Annotated in this window: 14 protein-coding genes; 5 read left to right on the top strand and 9 right to left on the bottom strand. The window is 61.7% G+C overall.

The features are described from left to right. The 5 genes from tagF to VPH47_RS08365 form a co-directional block, all read right to left on the bottom strand. Positions 1 to 984, bottom strand: coding sequence for a type VI secretion system-associated protein TagF (tagF, locus tag VPH47_RS08385; RefSeq protein WP_110712638.1), 984 nt, complete (start codon positions 982 to 984; stop codon positions 1 to 3). After that, positions 981 to 4,694 carry a type VI secretion system membrane subunit TssM gene (tssM, locus tag VPH47_RS08380; RefSeq protein ID WP_197611897.1) on the bottom strand — a complete coding sequence of 1,238 codons (3,714 nt, stop codon included), beginning with the start codon at positions 4,692 to 4,694 and terminating at the stop codon, positions 981 to 983. Before tssM ends, tagF begins: the two co-directional genes overlap by 4 nt. A 15-nt stretch (positions 4,695 to 4,709) precedes the next feature. Beyond that, positions 4,710 to 6,143 carry a hypothetical protein gene (locus VPH47_RS08375; RefSeq protein WP_368850497.1) on the bottom strand — a complete coding sequence of 478 codons (1,434 nt, stop codon included), beginning with the start codon at positions 6,141 to 6,143 and terminating at the stop codon, positions 4,710 to 4,712. A gap of 42 nt (positions 6,144 to 6,185) precedes the next feature. After that, on the bottom strand, positions 6,186 to 6,446 hold the full coding sequence (locus tag VPH47_RS08370; RefSeq protein WP_368850496.1) for a PAAR domain-containing protein: 261 nt from the start codon (positions 6,444 to 6,446) through the stop codon (positions 6,186 to 6,188). A 102-nt stretch (positions 6,447 to 6,548) separates the two neighbouring features. Beyond that, positions 6,549 to 7,430, bottom strand: coding sequence for a M15 family metallopeptidase (locus VPH47_RS08365; protein ID WP_248857913.1), 882 nt, complete (start codon positions 7,428 to 7,430; stop codon positions 6,549 to 6,551). 500 nt (positions 7,431 to 7,930) lie between these two features. On the opposite strand from VPH47_RS08365, the gene VPH47_RS08360 reads away from it, so the two are divergent. Then, positions 7,931 to 8,383, top strand: coding sequence for a hypothetical protein (locus VPH47_RS08360; RefSeq protein ID WP_248857915.1), 453 nt, complete (start codon positions 7,931 to 7,933; stop codon positions 8,381 to 8,383). Positions 8,384 to 8,485: 102 nt separating this feature from the next. On the opposite strand, the gene VPH47_RS08355 is transcribed toward VPH47_RS08360, so the two are convergent. The 3 genes from VPH47_RS08355 to VPH47_RS08345 form a co-directional block, all read right to left on the bottom strand. Then, positions 8,486 to 9,532, bottom strand: a complete 1,047-nt coding sequence (locus tag VPH47_RS08355) for a DUF6708 domain-containing protein (RefSeq protein WP_368850495.1) — start codon at positions 9,530 to 9,532, stop codon at positions 8,486 to 8,488. Between the two features lie 76 nt (positions 9,533 to 9,608). Beyond that, entirely contained in the window at positions 9,609 to 10,655 is a 1,047-nt protein-coding gene (locus VPH47_RS08350) for a DUF6708 domain-containing protein (protein WP_368850494.1), read from the bottom strand. Positions 10,656 to 10,676: 21 nt separating this feature from the next. Continuing rightward, positions 10,677 to 11,612: a DUF6708 domain-containing protein gene (locus tag VPH47_RS08345; protein WP_368850493.1), complete on the bottom strand. Its 936-nt coding sequence runs from the start codon at positions 11,610 to 11,612 to the stop codon at positions 10,677 to 10,679. 175 nt (positions 11,613 to 11,787) lie between these two features. On the opposite strand from VPH47_RS08345, the gene VPH47_RS08340 reads away from it, so the two are divergent. The 4 genes from VPH47_RS08340 (at position 11,788) to VPH47_RS08325 (ending at position 16,273) form a co-directional block, all read left to right on the top strand. Continuing rightward, the gene (locus tag VPH47_RS08340) at positions 11,788 to 12,024 is read left to right on the top strand and encodes a hypothetical protein (protein ID WP_368850492.1); all 237 of its coding nucleotides are present in this window, start codon (positions 11,788 to 11,790) and stop codon (positions 12,022 to 12,024) included. Positions 12,025 to 12,504: 480 nt separating this feature from the next. Further along, positions 12,505 to 13,422 (top strand): formylglycine-generating enzyme family protein, encoded by a 918-nt coding sequence (locus VPH47_RS08335; protein WP_368850491.1) that lies wholly within the window; start codon positions 12,505 to 12,507, stop codon positions 13,420 to 13,422. 524 nt (positions 13,423 to 13,946) lie between these two features. Then, positions 13,947 to 14,858 carry a formylglycine-generating enzyme family protein gene (locus VPH47_RS08330; protein WP_368850490.1) on the top strand — a complete coding sequence of 304 codons (912 nt, stop codon included), beginning with the start codon at positions 13,947 to 13,949 and terminating at the stop codon, positions 14,856 to 14,858. Positions 14,859 to 15,358: 500 nt separating this feature from the next. Next, complete coding sequence (locus VPH47_RS08325; protein WP_368850489.1) at positions 15,359 to 16,273, top strand: formylglycine-generating enzyme family protein; 915 nt, start codon at positions 15,359 to 15,361, stop codon at positions 16,271 to 16,273. A gap of 61 nt (positions 16,274 to 16,334) precedes the next feature. Here the strand turns inward: VPH47_RS08325 and VPH47_RS08320 are convergent, their stop codons facing one another. Next, positions 16,335 to 19,253 carry a DNA repair protein gene (locus VPH47_RS08320; protein WP_368850488.1) on the bottom strand — a complete coding sequence of 973 codons (2,919 nt, stop codon included), beginning with the start codon at positions 19,251 to 19,253 and terminating at the stop codon, positions 16,335 to 16,337. Positions 19,254 to 19,263: the final 10 nt, after the last annotated feature.

The following is a 19,263-nucleotide window of genomic DNA, read 5'->3' as shown; positions in this document are numbered from 1 at the left end:
TCAGGTTCCCAGGAAAGTCTCGCCGAACAGCTTGCGTGCGGTGGCCAGGGCCAGGTCGTCACGGTCGAGGAAGCTGCCGAAGCGGTTGAGGTTGTAGTCGCCGCGCAGGTAGTCGTCCACCCATTCCGAGTGCTGGATGCGGATCAGGAAGTCGCCGGCCTCGGCCGGGTCCAGCACCGCGCGCAGCACCTGGCGGTCGGCGCCGTTGAAGCCGACGATCATGCTCGGCGCGGCATCATTGCGGATCAGCACGGCCAGTTCGAAATCACCGCGGGCGACGAAGCTGGACAGCAGGTCGAGCCAGAATGCCGCCACCAGCGGGCGATAGGCGGGATCGCGGACCAGTGGGAACACCAGTGCCTTGTCGATGTTGACGTCACCGCCGCTGAGCACCGGCTGCAGCAGCAGGCCCAGGGCCGGCAGCACCTGGCGCAGCGCCACGTCACCATGGCCGGAATCGCGCAGGCGCTGCTCGAGGTCGGCGACCGTGGTGTTCTCCAGGAAATCCTGGAAGCTGCCGTTGTAGTCACCGGGATCGGTGCTGATGCTGAAACGCGCGTCGGCCAGCTGCGCCAGTGCCTGTGCGGCATCACTGTCCTGGTAGGCCTGGCGGGCGAGACGGGCCAGGCCCGACCACGCGTTGGACATCGCCAGCGGGCTGCGCCCGATGAACGGCAGCGGTTCCGGTGCATCCAGGCGCAGCGCCGACAGCAGCGGGAAGCGTCGCTCGGACGCATCGCGGCTGGCCAGGAAGTGACCGCACAACACCATCTTGCTGCGCGAGCCGAGGAAGGCGTAGTGGATCTCCGGTGCTTCGTCGTAGCGCTGCTTCCAGTCCGGGCTCTGGCTCAGCAGCTCCAGGCTTTCGCCGGCCCAGCGATCCAGCCAGCCCAGCAACTGATGGTTGTCGGCCGCACGCACAAAATCGCCACGCGATGGCACCTTGCCGAAGTACGACACACCGGCGCTGACCACGCGGCTCATCGGGCACCTCCAGCGGCCGGGGCCGGTGTCGCCGGCGCGGCCGGCGCGGCAGTGGGCACCGCCGGTGCGGCGGGTTCGCCACCGGCCACCCGTTCGGGCAACTGCAGGCCGCGCTGCCAATCACCGCCACCCTGCGCCGCTTCACCGGCGCGGCGCACGATGCGCATCTCAACCGGAACCGACACGCCATTGCCCGTCCAGGTGATGCGGCTGGAATCATCCAGGCGCTCGACCTGGCCGGCCGACATCAGGCGATTGACGCCGTTCGAGCCCGGCGCACTGAACACTTCCACCGTCCTGCCATCGCCGGTCACCGCCGTGATCTTCACGCCCGGCACCTGGCCGACGTTCGGGTACTGCATGGTGGTCCACTGCGGCGGCGTATTGCGGTAGCGCAGCACCTGGCCATCAATCTCGATGGTGTACTCCAGCGCACCGGCTGCCGGGGCCGGCAGGATCTCGAAGATCGTGGTGTCCTGCGCCGCACCAGCCGCCGAACCACTCACCCAGTTGCCATAGTTGGCCACCAGCTCGGCCGACAGGTTCACGCCCTGCCCGGCCCAGCGCCGGGTCTCCAGCAGCGGACCGCGCTGGATCACCAGCGTCCCCAGTGCCTCCTTGTTGAAGGCGGCGATGCTGCCGCTGGCGCCGAAGATGCCGGCAATGTCACTGGGTGCCGCATCGACATCGGAGTTGAGGTTGAACGGGTACTGCTGGCCGATGCGCGCCTTGAACGGATCGTAGACCTGCGCCTTCCAGGTCTTGTTGACCTCATCCTCGGTCGGCGCGATCAGCGTGCTGAAGGTCTGGGTCAGCGGTCGCAGCAGCAGCGGACGCAGTGCCTCGCGCTGTTTCTCGTCCAGCCCGGTCAGCACCTGCTCGTCCACCAGCGCCAGGCCCACGCTCAGCTCCGAACCCTCGTTGCTGAAGGTGTCCTGCATGAGCTTGCGGGTGCCGACGCCGATTTCGCCCTGGCTCTTGATCGCGTTCAGGCGGGCACGCAGCTTGGCCAGCGTCTCGAAGTACGCGGTGATGACGGCAGGCTGGTCACCGCGCTCGCTGGTCAGCCGTGCGATGCCTTCAAAGGCCTTGCCGATCGGGCCGACCGGCTGCGCCGCCGCCGTCGCCGCCGGGTCCTTGCGCAGGATGGTGCGCTGGAACCAGGCCACGAAGCCCTTGCGCGCCTTGCTGGAGCGTGCCAGCGCCTGCGGGTTGTCCCACACCGTCTCCTCGTTGATGCGCTCCAGCAGCATGCGCAACGGCGAGTTGCTGGCGTCGCCCAGCTTGTTGATGCGGCCGACAGCCTCGTCGAAGGTGCTGAACTCCGCCACGCTCAGACCCTGCAGGAACTTGGTCCACTCACGGGCGTAGTCGTTCTTGTACATGTTCACCAGCTCGCGCGAGACATGCTCCGGGCTGCCAGCCAGTGACAGGTCGCTCTGCTCGGTGGTGCCCAGCACCCAGTCGGTGGTGCTCAGCTGGGTATTGGCCGCCTCCTTGATCGCATCCTGCACATACTCCTCCCACGCCTTGCGCGAGAAGGCGCCGGAAATGGCGTAGCTGCCGTTGATCAGGCGGCCATTGCGCTCGACACCCACCAGGCTGTCGACCGTGGTGGTACCGAAACGTGCGCCGGCCCGCGCCTTGATCTGTGCATACACGCGCTCCATCGCCGGCTGGCCCTTCATCACCTGCCCCAGCGCCTGGCGCGTATCGGAGACCAGGGTGACCTTGTTCTGCACCTGCGGCCAACTCGGCTTGCCGGCCTGCGCCACGTAGAACGTCATCAGCTTCTCGGCCGCGCGGACCATTTCCTCGCGGCTCATCTGGCCGCGGTTGGCCTCCAGCCAGGTACGCCAGAACAGGGTCAGCTGCTGCGACAGGTGCGCGCCTTCCACGTACTTGGGATTACCCAGCATCAGGTAGGTCTTGAGCGCGTTGTAGGCATCGTTGGTGCTGGTCGGCGAGGCATTCTGGTACAGCACTTCGCTCTCGGCGGCGGTACTGTTGCCCTGCCCCAGCTTGTCGCGCTCGGCTACCACCTGGCCCAGGTAGTTCTCCAGGTTCGATACGGTGGGGGCCAGCATCACCTGCTGCATGCCGTGGTTGTACTCACGCAGCAGCTTCTCGCGGATCGCCGTGCCCTGGTACAGGCCGAGGTGGGTGGTGATGCCGCCCTCCTTGCCGTAACGGTCCAGCTGCTCCATGCGGTCCTGCAGCAGCAGGAGCGCGTCGATGCGCGACTTCAGGTCCATGCGGTCCTTCTGCACCCGCACGGCCTGGTCCAGATCCTTGGTCGCATTGGCCACCAGCTGCGCATTGGTCGTATACGACCAGGTCCACAGGCCCAGCGCCAACGCCAGCACGCCTACCGCGCCGAGGAACACGCCATAGCGCAGGCGGTTCTGATGGGGGCTGGAATACTGCCGCACCAGCTCCTTGTCAGCAAAGATCACCTTGCGGAACAGATCCTTGAGGAAGAACGCGGTGTGGCCGGTCGGCGCCTCATCGACATTGGAGCCGCGTTCCAGATTGAACTGGCGGCCGACACGCTCGGAAGCATGGTGCACCGAGCGCCCTTCCTGCAGCGCGCTGGAGAAGTAGAAGCCGCGGAACACCGGCTTGAACTGGTACGGATTGTCTTCGAACAGCGTGGCGATGAACGTACGCAGCGCCGGCTTGATGCCGACGAACTCCAGCGGCAACGACAGCAGGCCCGGCGACACCTCGCGGCCACGCTGCATCGCCATGTGGGTCAGGCTCATTTCCTTGATGCCTTCCGCCAGCTCATCGAAGTGGCTGTCGAAGGCGGCCAGTGCATCGCCCTGCTGCTGTACGTCGAACGGCAGCGTCGCGCCCCACACGTGCTCGCGCTCGCCCGGGTCCAGGTTGCGGAAGAATTCGCTGAAGCCGGCGATCAGGTCAGCCTTGGTGAACAGCACGTAGACCGGCGCGAACACTTCCAGCCGCTCGGTGATTTCCTGCACGCGCTGGCGCAGGTTCTTGGCCAGCTCGATCGCGAATTCCGGCTTGCTGCCGGAAAGCTCGGCCAGGCTGGCGGCGATGATCACGCCGTTGATCGGCGCGCGTGGACGGTTCTTCTTCAGCAGGCCGAGGAAGGTCAGCCATTCCATGCGGTCCTCGACGCTGACCGAGTAACGGCCGGCGGTATCGAGCACGATGCCATTGGTGGTGAAGTACCAGTCACAGTTGCGGGTGCCGCCGATGCCCTGCACCACGTTGCCGCGGTTGTCCTCGAACGGGAACTGCAGCCCGGAGTTGAGGATGGCCGTGCTCTTGCCGGCCGCGGGATTGCCGATGATCACATACCACGGCAGCTCGTACAGCGCGGCGTTGCCCTTCAGCACGCCCATCCGCGAGGACTTGATCTGCTTGACCGCGTCCATCATGCGGGTGCGCAGCGCCTCGGTATCGGCACGCTGCGCCGGCTGCGACGAGGCCACCGCCTTGTCCGCCTCGTCCTTGACCATCGCCTCCACCCGCTTGGCCGCACGCCGCGCGAGGATCCGCTTGATGCCCCAGACCAGCAGCGCCAGCAGCAGCAGGCCTGCCAGCACGACGGCCACCCAGATGCCTATCTGCCGCGCTTCGGCTTCACCGTAGTGGGCCAGCGCAGCGGCACCGACCAGGCCGATCACCATCCACAGACGGTAGTCGCGCAGGTAGTAGCTGAAATTGCTCAAACTCATGCAGGGATCCAGGGGTCAGGAGGCCGACGGCGCATCGGCCGGCAGCGTCGGGGAAGGAAGAGGGTCGACCAGGCCGAACAGGCGCTGCTGGTTGTCGGCAACGCCGAGCAGCAACACCGGTTCGGCCTGGCGTTGGAGTTGTGCATGGGCCAGCGCCAGCTGGGCGATCGGCAGCACCGGCCCCAGCTCGCCGGCACTGATCGCCAGCGCCAGGCTCTGCGGACTGAAATCGAGGTCGGGCGCCAGCGTCGCGGCGATGGCAGCGGCATCGACCATCAGGTCGCCGCGGTGATCGGCATCGTGCAGCACGAACTGCGCCTGCGCCGGCGCCTGGCCGAGGGAGGCATGCCAGTGCGTGGCCAGCGCCGCCAGCTGCCGGCGCTGCTCGGCCGGGCGCTGCGCTTCGATCTGTTCGGCACGCACCAGTTGCGGGCGCCACACGCGGCCCGCCCCGTCGTGCGCCAGCGCCCGGCTGGACAGCAGCACGCCGGCGGCGCCTTCACCCGGCACCCGGCCATCGGGATTCTGCGCGGTCGCCAGCACGCCCGAGGCCTGCCAGGCCGCGACGAGCGCGGAATCGATGAAGGAGGTGGCCGCCAGCACCAGGTGCCAGCGCGGCTGCCCCGTCGACAGCGCATCGATCACCCGCTGCAGATGCGGCCAGACTTCGCGGGCGCCATCCAGCGTGGTGACGCGCACATCGAAGCGGCGCGCATCCAGGCCTGCCAGGCGCGCCTGCTCCAGCAGCCAGTCCTGTGCCCAGTGGCGCAGCGGATCGGACCAGCTGCCGGGCACCAGAAGCTCGATGCTGAGTACGTTCTCCACGCGCTGTTCGTCGCGACGACGCAGCCCAGCCACCACCACTTCCTCAGAGGCCACGATCTCCGGCAGCACCGTGAACACGGATTCCAGCAGCTCTTCCAGCACCGGTCGCAGCAACGCCAGTGCGCGGCGTTCATGCGCCGCCGTGTCGATGCCATCCTGGCGCGCCTGCACGACCTCGAACTCGTCCAGGTCCTGGGCCGCGCTCATCCGCACCGGCAGGTTGTAGTTGTCACGGAAGCGCCCATCCAGCGAAGGGCGCGGTGGCGCAGCAGCCGTCGCCAGCAGCGCCGGCGCATCCAGATCCACGCCCAACCGAAGGGTGCCGGCAAGCAGCGCGACCGAAGGCGGCGCAGCGGACTGCGGATCGGCCGCCTCCTGCTTTGCAGCTGCCGCCTTGCCGTCATCAGACGTGGCCTTGTCCAGCGCCGATTCCGCGCCACGGCGCACAGCGCCGCGCAGCATGAAGCCTGCGCTGCTCAGCCCAACAGGCAGCAGGCCCAGGTAGGCCAGCATCTGCATGCCGGTCGGTACCGTGCCGCTGTTGCGCCAATAGAGAATCGTCGCGCCCCAGGTAGCGATGAACACCATCACCACCGACGCTGCCTTGCCCAGCCATCCTGCCATCAGTTGCCCTGCTCCATGCGCTGCTCCCGTCGACCGCGCCGATCAGCGCAGGCCGGTAGCGGCCTGCGAAGCCACCAATGTCGCCCCGCATCCGGTACGGTCACCGTCGCGCGCCACCGGTTGGCCGTCGATCATCACGGTTACGTCTCCACTGACGATCGTGGTCGTGCCATGCATCGCGCACACGGCACGGTCACCCACGCGCGCCACCGGCTTGCCATTGATGTCGGTCTCGCCAGTGCCTGCCACCACGCTGCCACCGTGGCTGAGCTTGTCACCAACGACAATAAATGGTCGTGCCATCCATCATGCTCCTTGATCCTGTGTGACCTGGCGCTCCATCGCCCCCTGTGCCCCGGCGACCCAGATCATCGCCATAACCATACCAGCACCACCGTGTGGTTATCACCCTTGGCGTGACAGCTCTTCACGCTTGGCCGCACGCGCCGCGCGGCAGCGGGATGTCATTTCCACGTGAACATAGTCCTTGATGCTGCGCCAGTTGCCGCCCCAGTCCAGCCCTGCCTGTTCAGCCAGTTCGCCGTACAGGAAGTAACCGCGCTTGGTCCACTCATCATTCATGTCCCACTGCAGCTTGCCATCACGGATCGGGGCGCTGTCCACGCCCAGGCCATACTGATGGCAGCTCTGCCACGCACCGGCCCGTGTCGCCTTGCCTCCAGCCATCAACTCGGCCTGGCGCTCAGGGCTGCGATAGCCCTCGATCAGCACCATCTCGTAGCCATACTGGCGCCGCATCACCTCGTAGATGGCCAGCACGCGCTGCTGCAGATCCGCATCGATCTGGTTCCACTTGCGGTCCGCCGTGACAATTTCAGGCCGCAAACGACGCACCTCGGCGGTCGTGAACACCTCCGGCGGCGGCGGCGGCGGCGGGGTCAGACGCTCGCCACGCAACAGCTGGGCCACCATCGAACTGGATTCCGCCAGATCATCGCCGCGAAAATCTTCCAGCACCACCGTCTGGCGTGTGACCAGTATCACAATTGGAGGAATCACCAGAGCGGCCGTGGCAATTGCCAGAATCGGCCAATGGCGCCGGATCGCGCTATGCGCCGCACCGGCTTCTTCACGAACCCCACTGCGTACCCGCGTGACGCCGTGACCGACCTTGTCACCGACCCGCCCGGCCCTGCGCCGGAATCCGCCGAACCGGCGCGCCAACGCCTGGCGCAGCGACTCCACCGTCTCAGGGAACAACAACACCCAGCACACCAGTGCCACAAGCAGCACGACGGCAATGGCTGCAACCACGATTGGCAACACTGGTCCTCCCTGACACGCGATCTGGTTGACGCCCCAACCGCTTTCACTAAGAATGCGAAAATTCGCTTCGGCAGATGCCGACTCAAACCAAGGGCTGGAAGCACTTGAATAATGGCGGAATCAACCGGCCAAGTCTGCTCTCAGGGGGAGCGCAGACCAAAGGCCAGGCCCCCAATGCGGGCCGTATTCTGGCAGACATGGAGGGCCGGCAGGCAACCGCGTCGCCTCGTGCTGCGCGTGTATCGTCTGGTGGCACCCGTCGCCTCGGGCTATGGCTGGGCATCGGCGCCGCCGTCGTCGCAATTGCCGGGCTTGCTGCGTGGGGCCTCTCCGGCAGCGCCGATTACCCCGAGCCCAGCGAGTATTCGCTGGCCCCGGATCCGGCTCACGCCACGGGGCACCCGGATATCCCCGCTACATCATCACGCGACGGTGCGGCCATGATCGTGGATGCGCCGCCTGCAGTGGGTGAGCCCGCGCTACCTGCACCCGCAGAGAGCATGACGCCCGCGCCTGCTGATGCAGCCGCGGCAGTCGCCACCCCCGCCACGGCAACAACAGGCACCAGCGCACGCAGCCCTGCAGCAGCGTCACGCAGCACGCGCGAGGCGCCGCGGGCCGGCACCCAGGGCAAGGGCGATGAAAACCTGCTCGGCACCCTGCTCGGCATCATCAAGGAAGAAGACAAGGCCAAGGGCAAGGCGAAGGCCAGTACCCAGCCGCAGAGCATGGATGACCTGATCGCGCAGATCGAGGCCGACCAGCGCAAGCGCACCGAGGACGAGCGTGCCGCCTTCGAGCGCGTGGCCAGCAAGAAGTCCGCGTCGACCGAGTCGAACATCCAGGCCCAGCTGCGCAGCTGCCCCAGCCCGACCTCGCTGAAGGGCGTGGATTGCCGCCGGCGGATCTGCGCCGCCGTGAGCGGCAAGGACCCGGCCTGCCCGGCGATGTAGTTGGTTTAGTAGAGTCGAGCCGTGCTCGACTCGGTTTTCCCCGTAGGCGCTTCCTGGTCCGCACACGCTGCGGCCATGCAGCCCTACCCACCACCTGCTTGATCAGGTACCGTCGGTTGCCCGCAGCAGCTGCTGCCGCACCTCATCGTTGCGGGCCTTCGCTGCAGCTATCGACTCCTTCCAGAAGCGCTCCATCTTCTCCGCGCGCCCTTCTGCATGATCGACCCGCCCGTACACAACGGGGGCGCGGAGTGGCGGCGTACCCGAAGAAGCCGCCGTGCGCCTGACGATGGACGCGGGCCAGACCGGCTTGCGGCACAGCTTCATCGCCAGGAAGCGGAACAGTGCCCAGGGCAAGGTGAGCGGCAGCGCGATCCACATCAGCCCTGAGCCGGCCGAAGACACATGAATGATGAATGCATTGCGGAAGCTCGGTGCTACCGAGGTGTAGAGCTGCAACGGCGGGAACGGGAGCGCGGAACGCCCCTCTTCCATGAAGCGCCGGATCATTTCCCAGTGCGCAAGCACGACGGCGGGGTTGGAGCCGCAATCCGACCCGACTGCGAAGGTGTGGACCACCTGATCGCCGCGCATCACTAGGCCCCTGAGATCGTAGGTATAGTCCTCGCCAGGTCCCGCAGGCTTGTCCCTGCCGATGATGAAGCGGACATCCGACCAGGGCGCCGACACCACCTTGTTGCGCCCACCCGTGAACACGTGCACCTGACGCGTAGCGCGATCAAAGCGGATGGGGTAGTACTGACAGCGGAAGATGTCTCTTCCGAGAAGCATCTTGTAGGCAAATGCGACGAAGCCGAGCATCAGAACACCCAGGACAGCGACGGTAATGGCCATCTCCGAGCTGACCGCCTTGCCTTCAGCCTGCATCGTCACCGTTGCATGCGCAATGGCCGAGACGAACAGTAGCGCCAAGCCAATAACGACAAAGCCCCACATCGCTGCCCATCCGCGATAGAGAAAATGCCGGTCAACGTACTCGATGCAATCGACATCGAGGTAGACAATGCCCTTATCCAGGGGCGCCAGCGTTGATGCATCAAAATTCCGGACATCGGCAGCGACTTCGTAGTTGTCCAAACGACGGTTGTTGCGATACCGCTGGGCGAGCCAGCCGGCGAACTGGCTCATCGCCCATCCTCCATGTGCATGAAAGCGAAGTCGCAGCTGGACCGCACCCGCTGCCCCGCTCTGTGTTGATCGACAATCATCCTAACGAGCGCTCGATCATGTAGATGATGCAGAGTCCCGCCCCAACGCCAGTTGCGGTACAGATCAGCGGCCATGTCTTCTCCAGGAAGCCAAGTCTGGGATTGTCCCGCCAATCCCGCTGCCAGCGATCCTTTCCAGTGACAGCACCATCATTTTCGATCTCATTCGGCCATACGGGAATACGGCAGGTGGACATTGCCACCCAACGTCCGATGGCAATGAAGCTGAAAGTCAGGCATGCGACCAGATGGAGCCATGGCCAGTGGATCAAGCCTGCGAATGTTCGAACCACACCAAATACAAAACCTTCCTTGCGATCATGAACTGGAATGCAGATTGGAACATCAGCGCAATTCCGGGCAACCACTTCATCATCGCCCTCCATGTACTGTCGGATGAACTCCCATAGCCCGAGCAGATCACGTCGGTCGCCCATATACACGTAGCCCACCGAGAACGTCTCAAGGACAGTCCTTCCATCCTCCGACAGGAAGTGAGCCCGTATGTCGTGCGTCTTTCCCAAGGGTGGCGTGGTCGCCTCACCAATGAAGAAGAACAATCGGTCCCAGTCACCAGTAGCGACCGTTCCGTCCTGGCGGAAGAAATGCACCTTGCGCCCCGTCCGATCAAGGCGAATCGGGTAGTGCGTCCATCGGAAGCACTCACTTCTAAACAACCACACGATACCCGCGAGAATGAACGATGAAACGGGAACGATGAAGGCCCAGAAGCACCAGAGGATCCATCGCTCCTCCTCCTTGAAAGGCTCCCCGAAGATGATCAGGTTGAACAGGAGATACAGCGACGTTGGAATCATCGCCAGCGCGCCGAGCACCGAGAGCCATACGTTGAAGCCCTTCACCGGATACCAACGGTCTACAAGCTCAAGGTAGGACGCACTGAATCTGATCACTGACAATCCGCTGCACGCCGGGATGCCAACGGGAACCGAGACCTTCAATTGCTCTCGCTCCTCATCTGCCGTCAATGAGCGATTTACCGCGAAGCGAAGGTTCCTTGCGTCGATTCCAGCGTAATCCATTGTGTCATTCCCCGATGGGATTCATTTACGTTCAAACTCAGGCGGCGCCATGACGTCCGTCTCGACCAGTCCAAGTGGGTCATCCGCGTCAACCGCACACGCCTCCTCTACCCACTGCGGCCAAACAGGCATGCGACAGGGTCGCAGGACCAGCCACCGGCAGAACACCAGGGGCAACAGCAGCGGCATCAGGATGAATCGGGCACTGAGCATGGCTGGCCCGAGGCTGGCCACCACAAACAGATAGCAGTTGCGCAATGACGGCACCACGGACAGGTTCATCTGCCGACCGTCGATAGTGTCGACCACTTCCGCAGGACCGTCCTCCATGTAGCGACGAAGGAACTCCCAGATCGCCCGTATCTTCAGCTCGTCATCGTAGTAGTGGCCGATAGCGAAGGTCCGCTTGACGACGTGATCCTCAATGATGCTGCAACGCAGATCACGCAGGAACTCCTCGCTGGTTCCTCGCCCGATGTAGAACACGGCCTCATCCCAACGGACGGATACGGCCCCCTCCTTCCCGCCGGTGAAGAAGTAGACCGTGCGGTTACGCCGATTGAATCTCGTCGGGTACCAGACGTAGGTGAAGAACTCGTATCGAAGGGTGATATGCCAGAACAGTGCGGGGGCGCCGATCACGCACGCAGCCACCATTGCATACATCACCCAGTCCCAGCCGTCTCCCTCAAGGTTGGGGATGACCACAGTGAAGAGAAGAAAGAAACCAAGCAGGAACAGCCCCAGCGTGCCAAGCAGGACCACGGTGGTCGATACCATGCCGCGCAGCCGGAAACGACGATCGATCAGATCGATGTAGGTCGAGTTGAAGCGGACCAGGCAGGCGCGCTCGGCAGGCGTCACGGATTGGGGGCTATGGGCATCGAAACGCGAGGCGTCCTCATGTGGAGAAAGCCCACGCCCCAGGGGAAACTCCCGCATCCATCCGGTGAACATCGAAACTCCTTTCAGCGTCCCCGGCGAGCATGACACGGGATTGAGTTACTGGGTGGCTTCGTGGCGTCATCGCGAGGGCTGCCCAAGTGCGCACCGTGCCCGGTTTGGATGAGCTGGCTGGGCAGGCGCGCCAGCGTGCGGGGCTGGGTCAAGGAAATCCACGCAGCAGAAGATCATGGCGGACCTGGCGCCGATCAAGGGAGACTCGTTTCTCATAGGCGACTTTGGGCCCGTGCACAACGTGGACAAACTGCCCTACCCCGGCGCAATGAATGATGACGCCCTCCGGAGGATCACGCTGGACGGCTTCTCGATCATGGCCCACAAAGTGTCGATTGAGGATTTTGATGCCTTCACAGACGCGTCTTTTCGCGCAAAGGTAGGCATTACGAAGATTGACGCTGATCTGTAATTTGCCGACTTCAAGGCTGCAGCCGGTGTGAAGTGACAGGACTTCATGGACTTCTGCACGTGGGCCGGGAAAGGATCATGCAGGAAGCTCACACTCCCAACCGGGGTGCATTGGAAATACGCGGCGCACGGAAGGCAAGATGGTTTTGTTCGCAACCAATACAGGAGATATCGATGATAGTCGCAATCTAGCGAGCCATTGCCAGCACGATGACGGCAGTGGAACATCTCTCGGCAAGTCCACTCCCAATCCGGCAAGACGGCACGACATGACAGACTGCGGCTATTAATGGGTACAGGACTGACACGAGGAAGAGTGCTCCGGGGGAGATAGCGGCAATCCTACCGACGGCACCGACAAGGCGCTCCTTTCAGCAAGTAGCGTAGCCGAGGACGCTTGCCGCGTCGCCTTTCGCAGCCATTTCATTCAACAGATCCGTGAACACGGCCAACATTCGTTGGCTCAAGAAAGGAGCTGAACGTGCGTAACCACCGACTGTGGCCTATTGCGATTCTTGCGCTTCTCCCCTTTGCCCCGAGCGCATGCGCCGGCAAGCCGGGTAACGCTACCCAAGCCGAAGCGAAAGCGGGTACGGGCGCGATCCTTCCACAGCAGATGGCTCAGGATCTAGTCCGAGTTAAGGGAGGAACCTTTCTGATGGGCGACTTCGGCCCTCAGCATAGCGCTGATAAGCTTCCATACAGCGGTGAGACCAACGACGACATCCTTCGCAGGGTGACGGTAGGCGACTTCTCGATCACAGCTCACAAAGTATCGATCGAGCAATACGATGCGTTCTCCGATAGCGTTGGACGCCCCCCAGTGGGCAATTCGGAGATCGACGCGGATCTCTATCGAAAGCATGTGAAAGCGTCAGCGGGCGTAAGCTGGAATCAGGCAGATGAATTTTGTGCTTGGTTTGGAAAGAAGATCGGAAAACGAGCCACACTGCCAACCGAGGCTGAATGGGAGTATGCCGCGCGTTCAGGCGGTGGAATGGTGGTCTACGCCACCGATAATGGCAGGATCGACGACGGCCGAAATGTCGCCAGCTTCGATCAGAACATGGATGGCAGTGCCGTTCCTCTTGGCAGGTTCCCCCCTAATCCTGCGGGCCTCTATGACATGATTGATCACGGCCACGAGTGGGTTCAAGACTGGCACGAGGCCAACTATAGCGGCAATAACCTGCGCGACCCCCAAGGTCCAAAGAATGGAAGCGAGAAGGTCGTTCGCAGTAGCACAAGCCAAGGCGGGGACTCGCTAGCGCTCGTATCGATGACCTTCACGCGAGCATCCCGCGTACCAGATGCACCAAAGCAAAAAGATCCCAAAGGAGTGGACATCGAGGCCAATCAGAACTACGGATATGGATTCCGATGCGTAGTCCGGGATTGAACATAATAAATGGTCGCTGCGCCTAGCCACTATTTCTCATCGACTAATAGCTTAAAGCACGTCGAACGGCATCTTCACTTGCTCATAAGCCTGCTTACTTTTACGAATCTCCGATCGCAGCCACCAGAATCAGAGCTCCTAGGGCGGCGGGGTAACTGGCAGTCTCAGCCAGCATTCAACAACCTCGGCGTGCCTGATGCACACGCATCGGAAGGAAGCGCCTCCCTTCAGCCGGTATGGCCACGAAATGATTGTCGCATCACTTGCTTGAGCCGCAACCGGGGCTTGGAGCCATGCCTCTGTAGGACGCCGAACGACGGCAAAATCCGCAGGTTCTCCGAGAGACGGCGAGCGATAGATCACACCTCTAGACAGACGGGCGCCGAATAGATGGGGAGAACGTGACCCACTGGATAGAGCCACCTAGAAGATGCGACGGTCAAAGCGATCCGGCGGCGACATGGTACCCACTTGGTATGTTACATACTCTGCTAATTTACAGTGCTCGGACAAGGGAAACCTTTATGTCTATGCTTTCACTTCGGACAGCCGTTCTGCTCGCCATCCTGCCGCTTACTACCACCGCATGCGCCAAGGAGGAAAGGCCATCTGCCCAAGTGGACCGCGGCTCCGGTGCAGCTACTCAGCAGAAGATCATGTCGGACCTGGTGTCGATCAAAGGAGGCTCGTTCCTCATGGGCGATTTTGGCCCCGTGCACAACGAGGACAAACTTCCCTACAGCGGTGCAATGAATGATGACGTTCTCCGGAAGATCACGCTGGACGGCTTTTCGATCATGGCCCACAAAGTGTCGATTGAGGATTTTGACGCTTTCACGGACGCTACAGGTCGCCCAAAGGTGGGTACTTCGAAGATCGACGCGACGCTTTATCGCGCTGATCCCAAAGCCGCTGCCGGAGTGAAGTGGCAGGATGCCATGGACTTCTGCGCATGGGCCGGGAAGGGGTCAGGTCGGAAGCTCACGCTCCCAACCGAGGCGCAGTGGGAATTCGCGGCGCGATCGGGCGGCAAAATGGTGGTATTTGCGACCGACTCAGGGAGTATCGATGATGGCCGCAATGTTGCGAGCTACTCCCAGTACGATGACGGTAGCGGAACTGCCTTGGGTAAGTTCCCTCCCAATCCTGCTGGACTTTACGACATGACGGACCATGGCTTCGAATGGGTACAGGACTGGTATGAGGAGAATTACTCCGGAGGTGACGCCCGCAACCCTACAGGCCCCCAAAATGGCATCGAGAAGGTCTTGCGCGGAAGCAGCAAACGCGGCGGCGATTCTCTCGTACACACATCAATGACTTTTGCGCGTGATCACCGCCCCCCCAAACCGGAGAAAATTCTAAACTCCGAGGGTGATGTGATTGATGCCAACCAGAACGCGAGCTATGGATTCCGTTGCGTCAGTCAGGACTGAGTGCTGAGAACTCCTTCCGGAAGTAGCAGGCGGGCGACAGAGTACTGTCGCCCGCCTCCCTTCAGGCAAGCTTGGTCTGATCGTCCCGGTCCAGCCAGAGCCCTGGGGGGGCCATTATTGATGGTACTGAGCGTGCCGGTGATGGTCGGCCGCGGATGCAGGTGTGCACCATGGCCGCCCTCGGTCTGCGGCCGGTAGCTCACCTCGGAGGGAATGGCCACGAAACGGTTGTTGCAGTATCCACTCGCGTCTGAAACGGGGCTTGGGACCACCCGTCTGTAGCGCTCCAAGCGACAGCAGAATCTACGGGCTCCCAGGCAGGCCGGGAGACGGATCGCGCCCATCGTGAGACGAATCCAAAGAGCGGGACAAAGGCATCACAAAGTGGATTGAGCGGCCCTGAAGATAGAGACAATCACATCCGTCTTGTCGCCACGTGGAATTCACTTGGCACACCACATCCGCTGCTAATATGCAGTGCTCGGCCAAAGGAATTCTTCATGTCTATGCTTTCACTTCGGACAGCCGTCCTGCTCGCCATCCTGCCGCTTACTACCACTGCATGCGCCAAGGATGAGAAGAAGCCTTCTGCTCAGATGGACCCCGGCTCCGGTGCAGCCACTCAGCAGAAGATCATGTCGGACCTGGTGCCGATCAAGGGAGGCTCGTTCCTCATGGGCGATTTTGGCCCCGTACACAACGAGGACAAACTGCCCTATAGCGGAGCAATGAATGATGACGTCCTCCGAAAGATCACGCTGGACGGCTTTTCGATCATGGCCCACAAGGTATCGATTGAGGATTTTGATGCCTTTACGGACGCGACTGGCCGCCCTAGGGTGGGTACCTCCGATCTCGACGCAAGGCGATATCGCGCTGATCTCAAAGCCGCTGCAGGAGTGAAATGGCAGGACGCTGTGGACTTCTGCGCGTGGGCCGGAGCGGCATCTGGCCGGAAGCTGACACTTCCCACCGAGGCGCAGTGGGAATTCGCAGCGCGCTCAGGCGGAAAGATGGTTGTGTATCCGACCGATACAGGCACAGTCGATGATGGCCGCAATGTCGCAAGCTATTCCCAGCACCAGGATGGTAGCGGAACCGCCCTGGGTAGGTTCCCCCCCAATCCCGCTGGACTGTACGACATGATTGATCACGGCTACGAATGGGTCCAAGATTGGTATGAGGAGACGTACTCTGGCGGCGACTCAAGAAATCCTTCCGGCCCAAAGAGCGGCACAGAGAAGGTCATCCGTGGGAATAGCAATCGCGGTGGTGATTCGCTCGCTTTGCTTTCAATGACCTTTACTCGCGATCATCGCCTTCCGGATCCTCCGAAGAATAAGGACATCGATGGCAGTGAGATCGATTCCAATCAGAACAGGAGCCACGGGTTCCGCTGTGTCTCCCAGAACTGAGGCCTGAGCACACCCGTCGGAGGCATTAGGCGGGCGGCAAATTTCTGCCGCCCTCCAGTGCTCATGCAAGCATAGTCTGATCGTCCCGCTCTAGCCAGAGTCCTGGGGGATCCATCATCGCGAACGTCGGTGCCTCAGTGCCGTCGAGCGCAGCCAATTGGACCGGGTCATCGATCGTCATGATCTGCGCTACTTCATATCCCTTCGGGAATTCATTGAGCAGCTTTGAGCGCTTTTCAAGAAATGACTGGAGATAGGAGTTTCCGACATCGCCGACCTTGTCGCGCGAGTGCTTGTTCATCGTGCCGAACACGTTAGGCAGATCATTGTTCAACGAGTAGCCGTAGTCGAGGAAGCGCACCACATCGCCTTCCGCCTTTCCTCCGTCAGGTCTACGCGCCCCATCGATCGTCATGTGCTGCATGACATTCATCCATTCCGGCCTGGACGTGACAGGCTGCAGAATATTCAGCACCGCCTGCTTATGCCCGGGAAGCGCGTGGATCTCGATGTCGCCCCAACCCGGAGAGAACTCAGGAAGATTGCGTGCATGTGATTCAGGGTAGTGCCGGGTAACAGCGTAGAGCAGCATCCCTCTGGTTTCCGGCGTCGCGTAGATGAGCCAATCTGGTTTGCTATTAATTCGATTTACAAGCGCGTCGCGAGCACTGGCCCGTTGTAGCCGCGCCTGCAGCGTATCGAAGCGCTCATTGATATCGTCCACGGTCTGAGCCAGAGCCTTACCCATATTGCTATCCTCAGCCACAACAATGAACAACAGCTTGGATAATGCTTCAAATGCAGCCTGCGCAATATAGGTAAGCCTGATAAATCCTGCGTGGGCCAACTGATAGAAGACCCATTTCACGAACTCCTTCATCCCTCCCACATCAACGGCAAACTCAACCGCGCCCTTAGCCCCTACCCCCCAGCACAGCCGCGCCGAGGCCTTGATGCGGAACCTTCCATTGTTGAAGAAGATATGCAGCTGAGCACTCGCGCCAGCGCCAGCGTTCACTGCGACATCCAGGGCGATCTTTGCGAAGCTGACGGGATCTTTCCGATCTGGCGGTAACCAGCGCAGATCTCCGGAAGGCGTGATTCCGCCTTCAACACCCGCAAAGACCTCCGCGTTGATGTGAACGCCGACGCCACTCTCCTTCGCTGCTGACTCGTTCATCCCGAACATACGGACCCTCCTGGGGTCCATCTGCGCTCGCGGCAACCCTCGCTGCGTATCGAAATTCTCTGCCAACGAATCAGAGCGATCACGCTGGACCGCAGTGGCAACAGGCTTTTTCTGCACATACTTGATTTCGGCGGAACCAGCCAAGGTTCCCTTCGCGCCAACGAATCCATACAGGTCGCAGGACAGGACAAACACAATAGCGCCAAGATCCACGTCGCCAAACTGCATCTGCCAGCCTTTGATGCTGGGCACGGAATAGCTATGGGTCCATTTCCCCTCAAAGAGAATCAACTTGGCCGACGCACTGGCCTCGGCCTTTGCAGAAGCAACACCCTTTGAAGGATCCCATGTTGCAGCACTGCTTGCCCCCGCACCTGCAACAAAGCGAAGCCACTGCGAAGCGCTCGCAACTTCGTATGAATCACTTTTCTTCACATGCTCGACGAACTCATTTCCGCCCGACTCGATGATGTCGAAGACGAACGGATCCATCTTCGTCTCGGCCTTCGCAGAGAGCGTGATCGTGCGGAGGGACTTCTTGAAGTCCGCCGCATCGAATGGCTTGGTTCCGGTGACCTCGTGCTTCCCCTCGCTGGAGCCACTGACCGGACCGCCTTTGATCTTGGTGCCGACGGAGGTGTTCACCGCCGTCGGAATGCCCATGATTCGACGCTTTTTGATTTCTTCGTATTTCTTGGCAGGAATGTAACGACGGCGCAGGCCCGATCGCTCCGCCATGTTGCCTCCTGCATGGCGCCCCTTGTCGTACGTCTCGAAGGTAACGACTTCCTTCAGGTCGGTCAGCTTCGAGAAGTTCTCATTGAGCATCTTCGCTACGTCGTCCTCTGCGATGCCCAACGCCTTTTCCGCGGCAGCGACCGCATTTGCATCCCGGCCCTGAAGTGCGTTGTCGAGATTGGCGCGCGATCGATGCAGGCCGGCCATGGTGTTTTCGATCATGCCGCTGAGCTCCTCGAACTCACTCCAGACATCCGGCGTCAGCAACAGCAGCTCCCGCGCCTCGGCGTTGAGGATCGCCGGTGCGCTGATCTTCCCGTCAACTCTCGCTGTGCGACCCTGCCCGGACTCGCTCATCGCAACCTGGCTCTTCATGCCAAGCACGTACAGTGTGGTGGATTGCCCCTTGATCAGTGGATCCAGCATATCCGTGCTACGGCCCACTTTTGTCCCACCGAGATTGAAGTGGAACCGGCGACGACCGTTGCAGCTGATGCGTGGCGTCATACCGTTCTTATCGGTATTGCCCTTTATGGGTCGGCCGGCTGCGTCAGTGCCAGCAACTTCACGTCCCTTTGCATCTACCGCATAGGCGAGATAGGGAGCATTTGGCACTGCCTTCTGGTCGGCCTGCATCTGGAACTTCACCCGGAAGTAGGGCTGCAGTTCAAGCGCGCACTGAATCGGCGCCATCGTCATGATAGTGCTGTTGAGCTGGAGCTCGACATCGTGCGACACCGCCTTCTTCTGGCGGCCCGCGAAATCTGGCTGCCCCCACTTGCGCTGATCGAAATCCCAGACTTCCAGCTGGAACCGAATCGTACTCGGCGGTAAATAGGGGACCTGAAATCCAGGTTTGACCCCCTTGTCCAGGGGATTCTGCAGCGGATTCGGCGTAGTGTTCACAAACTTCGTGAGACCCTGCGCGTCAGTTGTTCCATTGACGACTTCATTGCGATCGGGCAACTGCAGAATCCGATAGCGGACGTTCGCAGCCGGTCGTTGCTGGCCATTGTCAGCCAGGTAATAGAGTCTGAAGTTTCCAGTTGCCATGATCTCTTCC

Origin of the sequence: Stenotrophomonas sp. WED208 (assembly GCF_040984485.1) — a bacterium.
GTDB classification, from domain to species: domain Bacteria; phylum Pseudomonadota; class Gammaproteobacteria; order Xanthomonadales; family Xanthomonadaceae; genus Stenotrophomonas; species Stenotrophomonas riyadhensis.
The sequence above is the reverse complement of the archived record's forward strand: the minus strand, read 5'-3'. Positions and strand labels throughout refer to the sequence as shown.

Coding starts and splice junctions, on each gene's coding strand:
- tagF (WP_110712638.1), bottom strand. CDS start 984: ATGAGCCGCGTGGTCAGCGCCGGTGTGTCGTACTTCGGCAAGGTGCCA.
- tssM (WP_197611897.1), bottom strand. CDS start 4,694: ATGAGTTTGAGCAATTTCAGCTACTACCTGCGCGACTACCGTCTGTGG.
- VPH47_RS08375 (WP_368850497.1), bottom strand. CDS start 6,143: ATGGCAGGATGGCTGGGCAAGGCAGCGTCGGTGGTGATGGTGTTCATC.
- VPH47_RS08370 (WP_368850496.1), bottom strand. CDS start 6,446: ATGGCACGACCATTTATTGTCGTTGGTGACAAGCTCAGCCACGGTGGC.
- VPH47_RS08360 (WP_248857915.1), top strand. CDS start 7,931: ATGACGCCCGCGCCTGCTGATGCAGCCGCGGCAGTCGCCACCCCCGCC.
- VPH47_RS08355 (WP_368850495.1), bottom strand. CDS start 9,532: ATGAGCCAGTTCGCCGGCTGGCTCGCCCAGCGGTATCGCAACAACCGT.
- VPH47_RS08350 (WP_368850494.1), bottom strand. CDS start 10,655: ATGGATTACGCTGGAATCGACGCAAGGAACCTTCGCTTCGCGGTAAAT.
- VPH47_RS08345 (WP_368850493.1), bottom strand. CDS start 11,612: ATGTTCACCGGATGGATGCGGGAGTTTCCCCTGGGGCGTGGGCTTTCT.
- VPH47_RS08340 (WP_368850492.1), top strand. CDS start 11,788: ATGGCGGACCTGGCGCCGATCAAGGGAGACTCGTTTCTCATAGGCGAC.
- VPH47_RS08330 (WP_368850490.1), top strand. CDS start 13,947: ATGTCTATGCTTTCACTTCGGACAGCCGTTCTGCTCGCCATCCTGCCG.
- VPH47_RS08325 (WP_368850489.1), top strand. CDS start 15,359: ATGTCTATGCTTTCACTTCGGACAGCCGTCCTGCTCGCCATCCTGCCG.
- VPH47_RS08320 (WP_368850488.1), bottom strand. CDS start 19,253: ATGGCAACTGGAAACTTCAGACTCTATTACCTGGCTGACAATGGCCAG.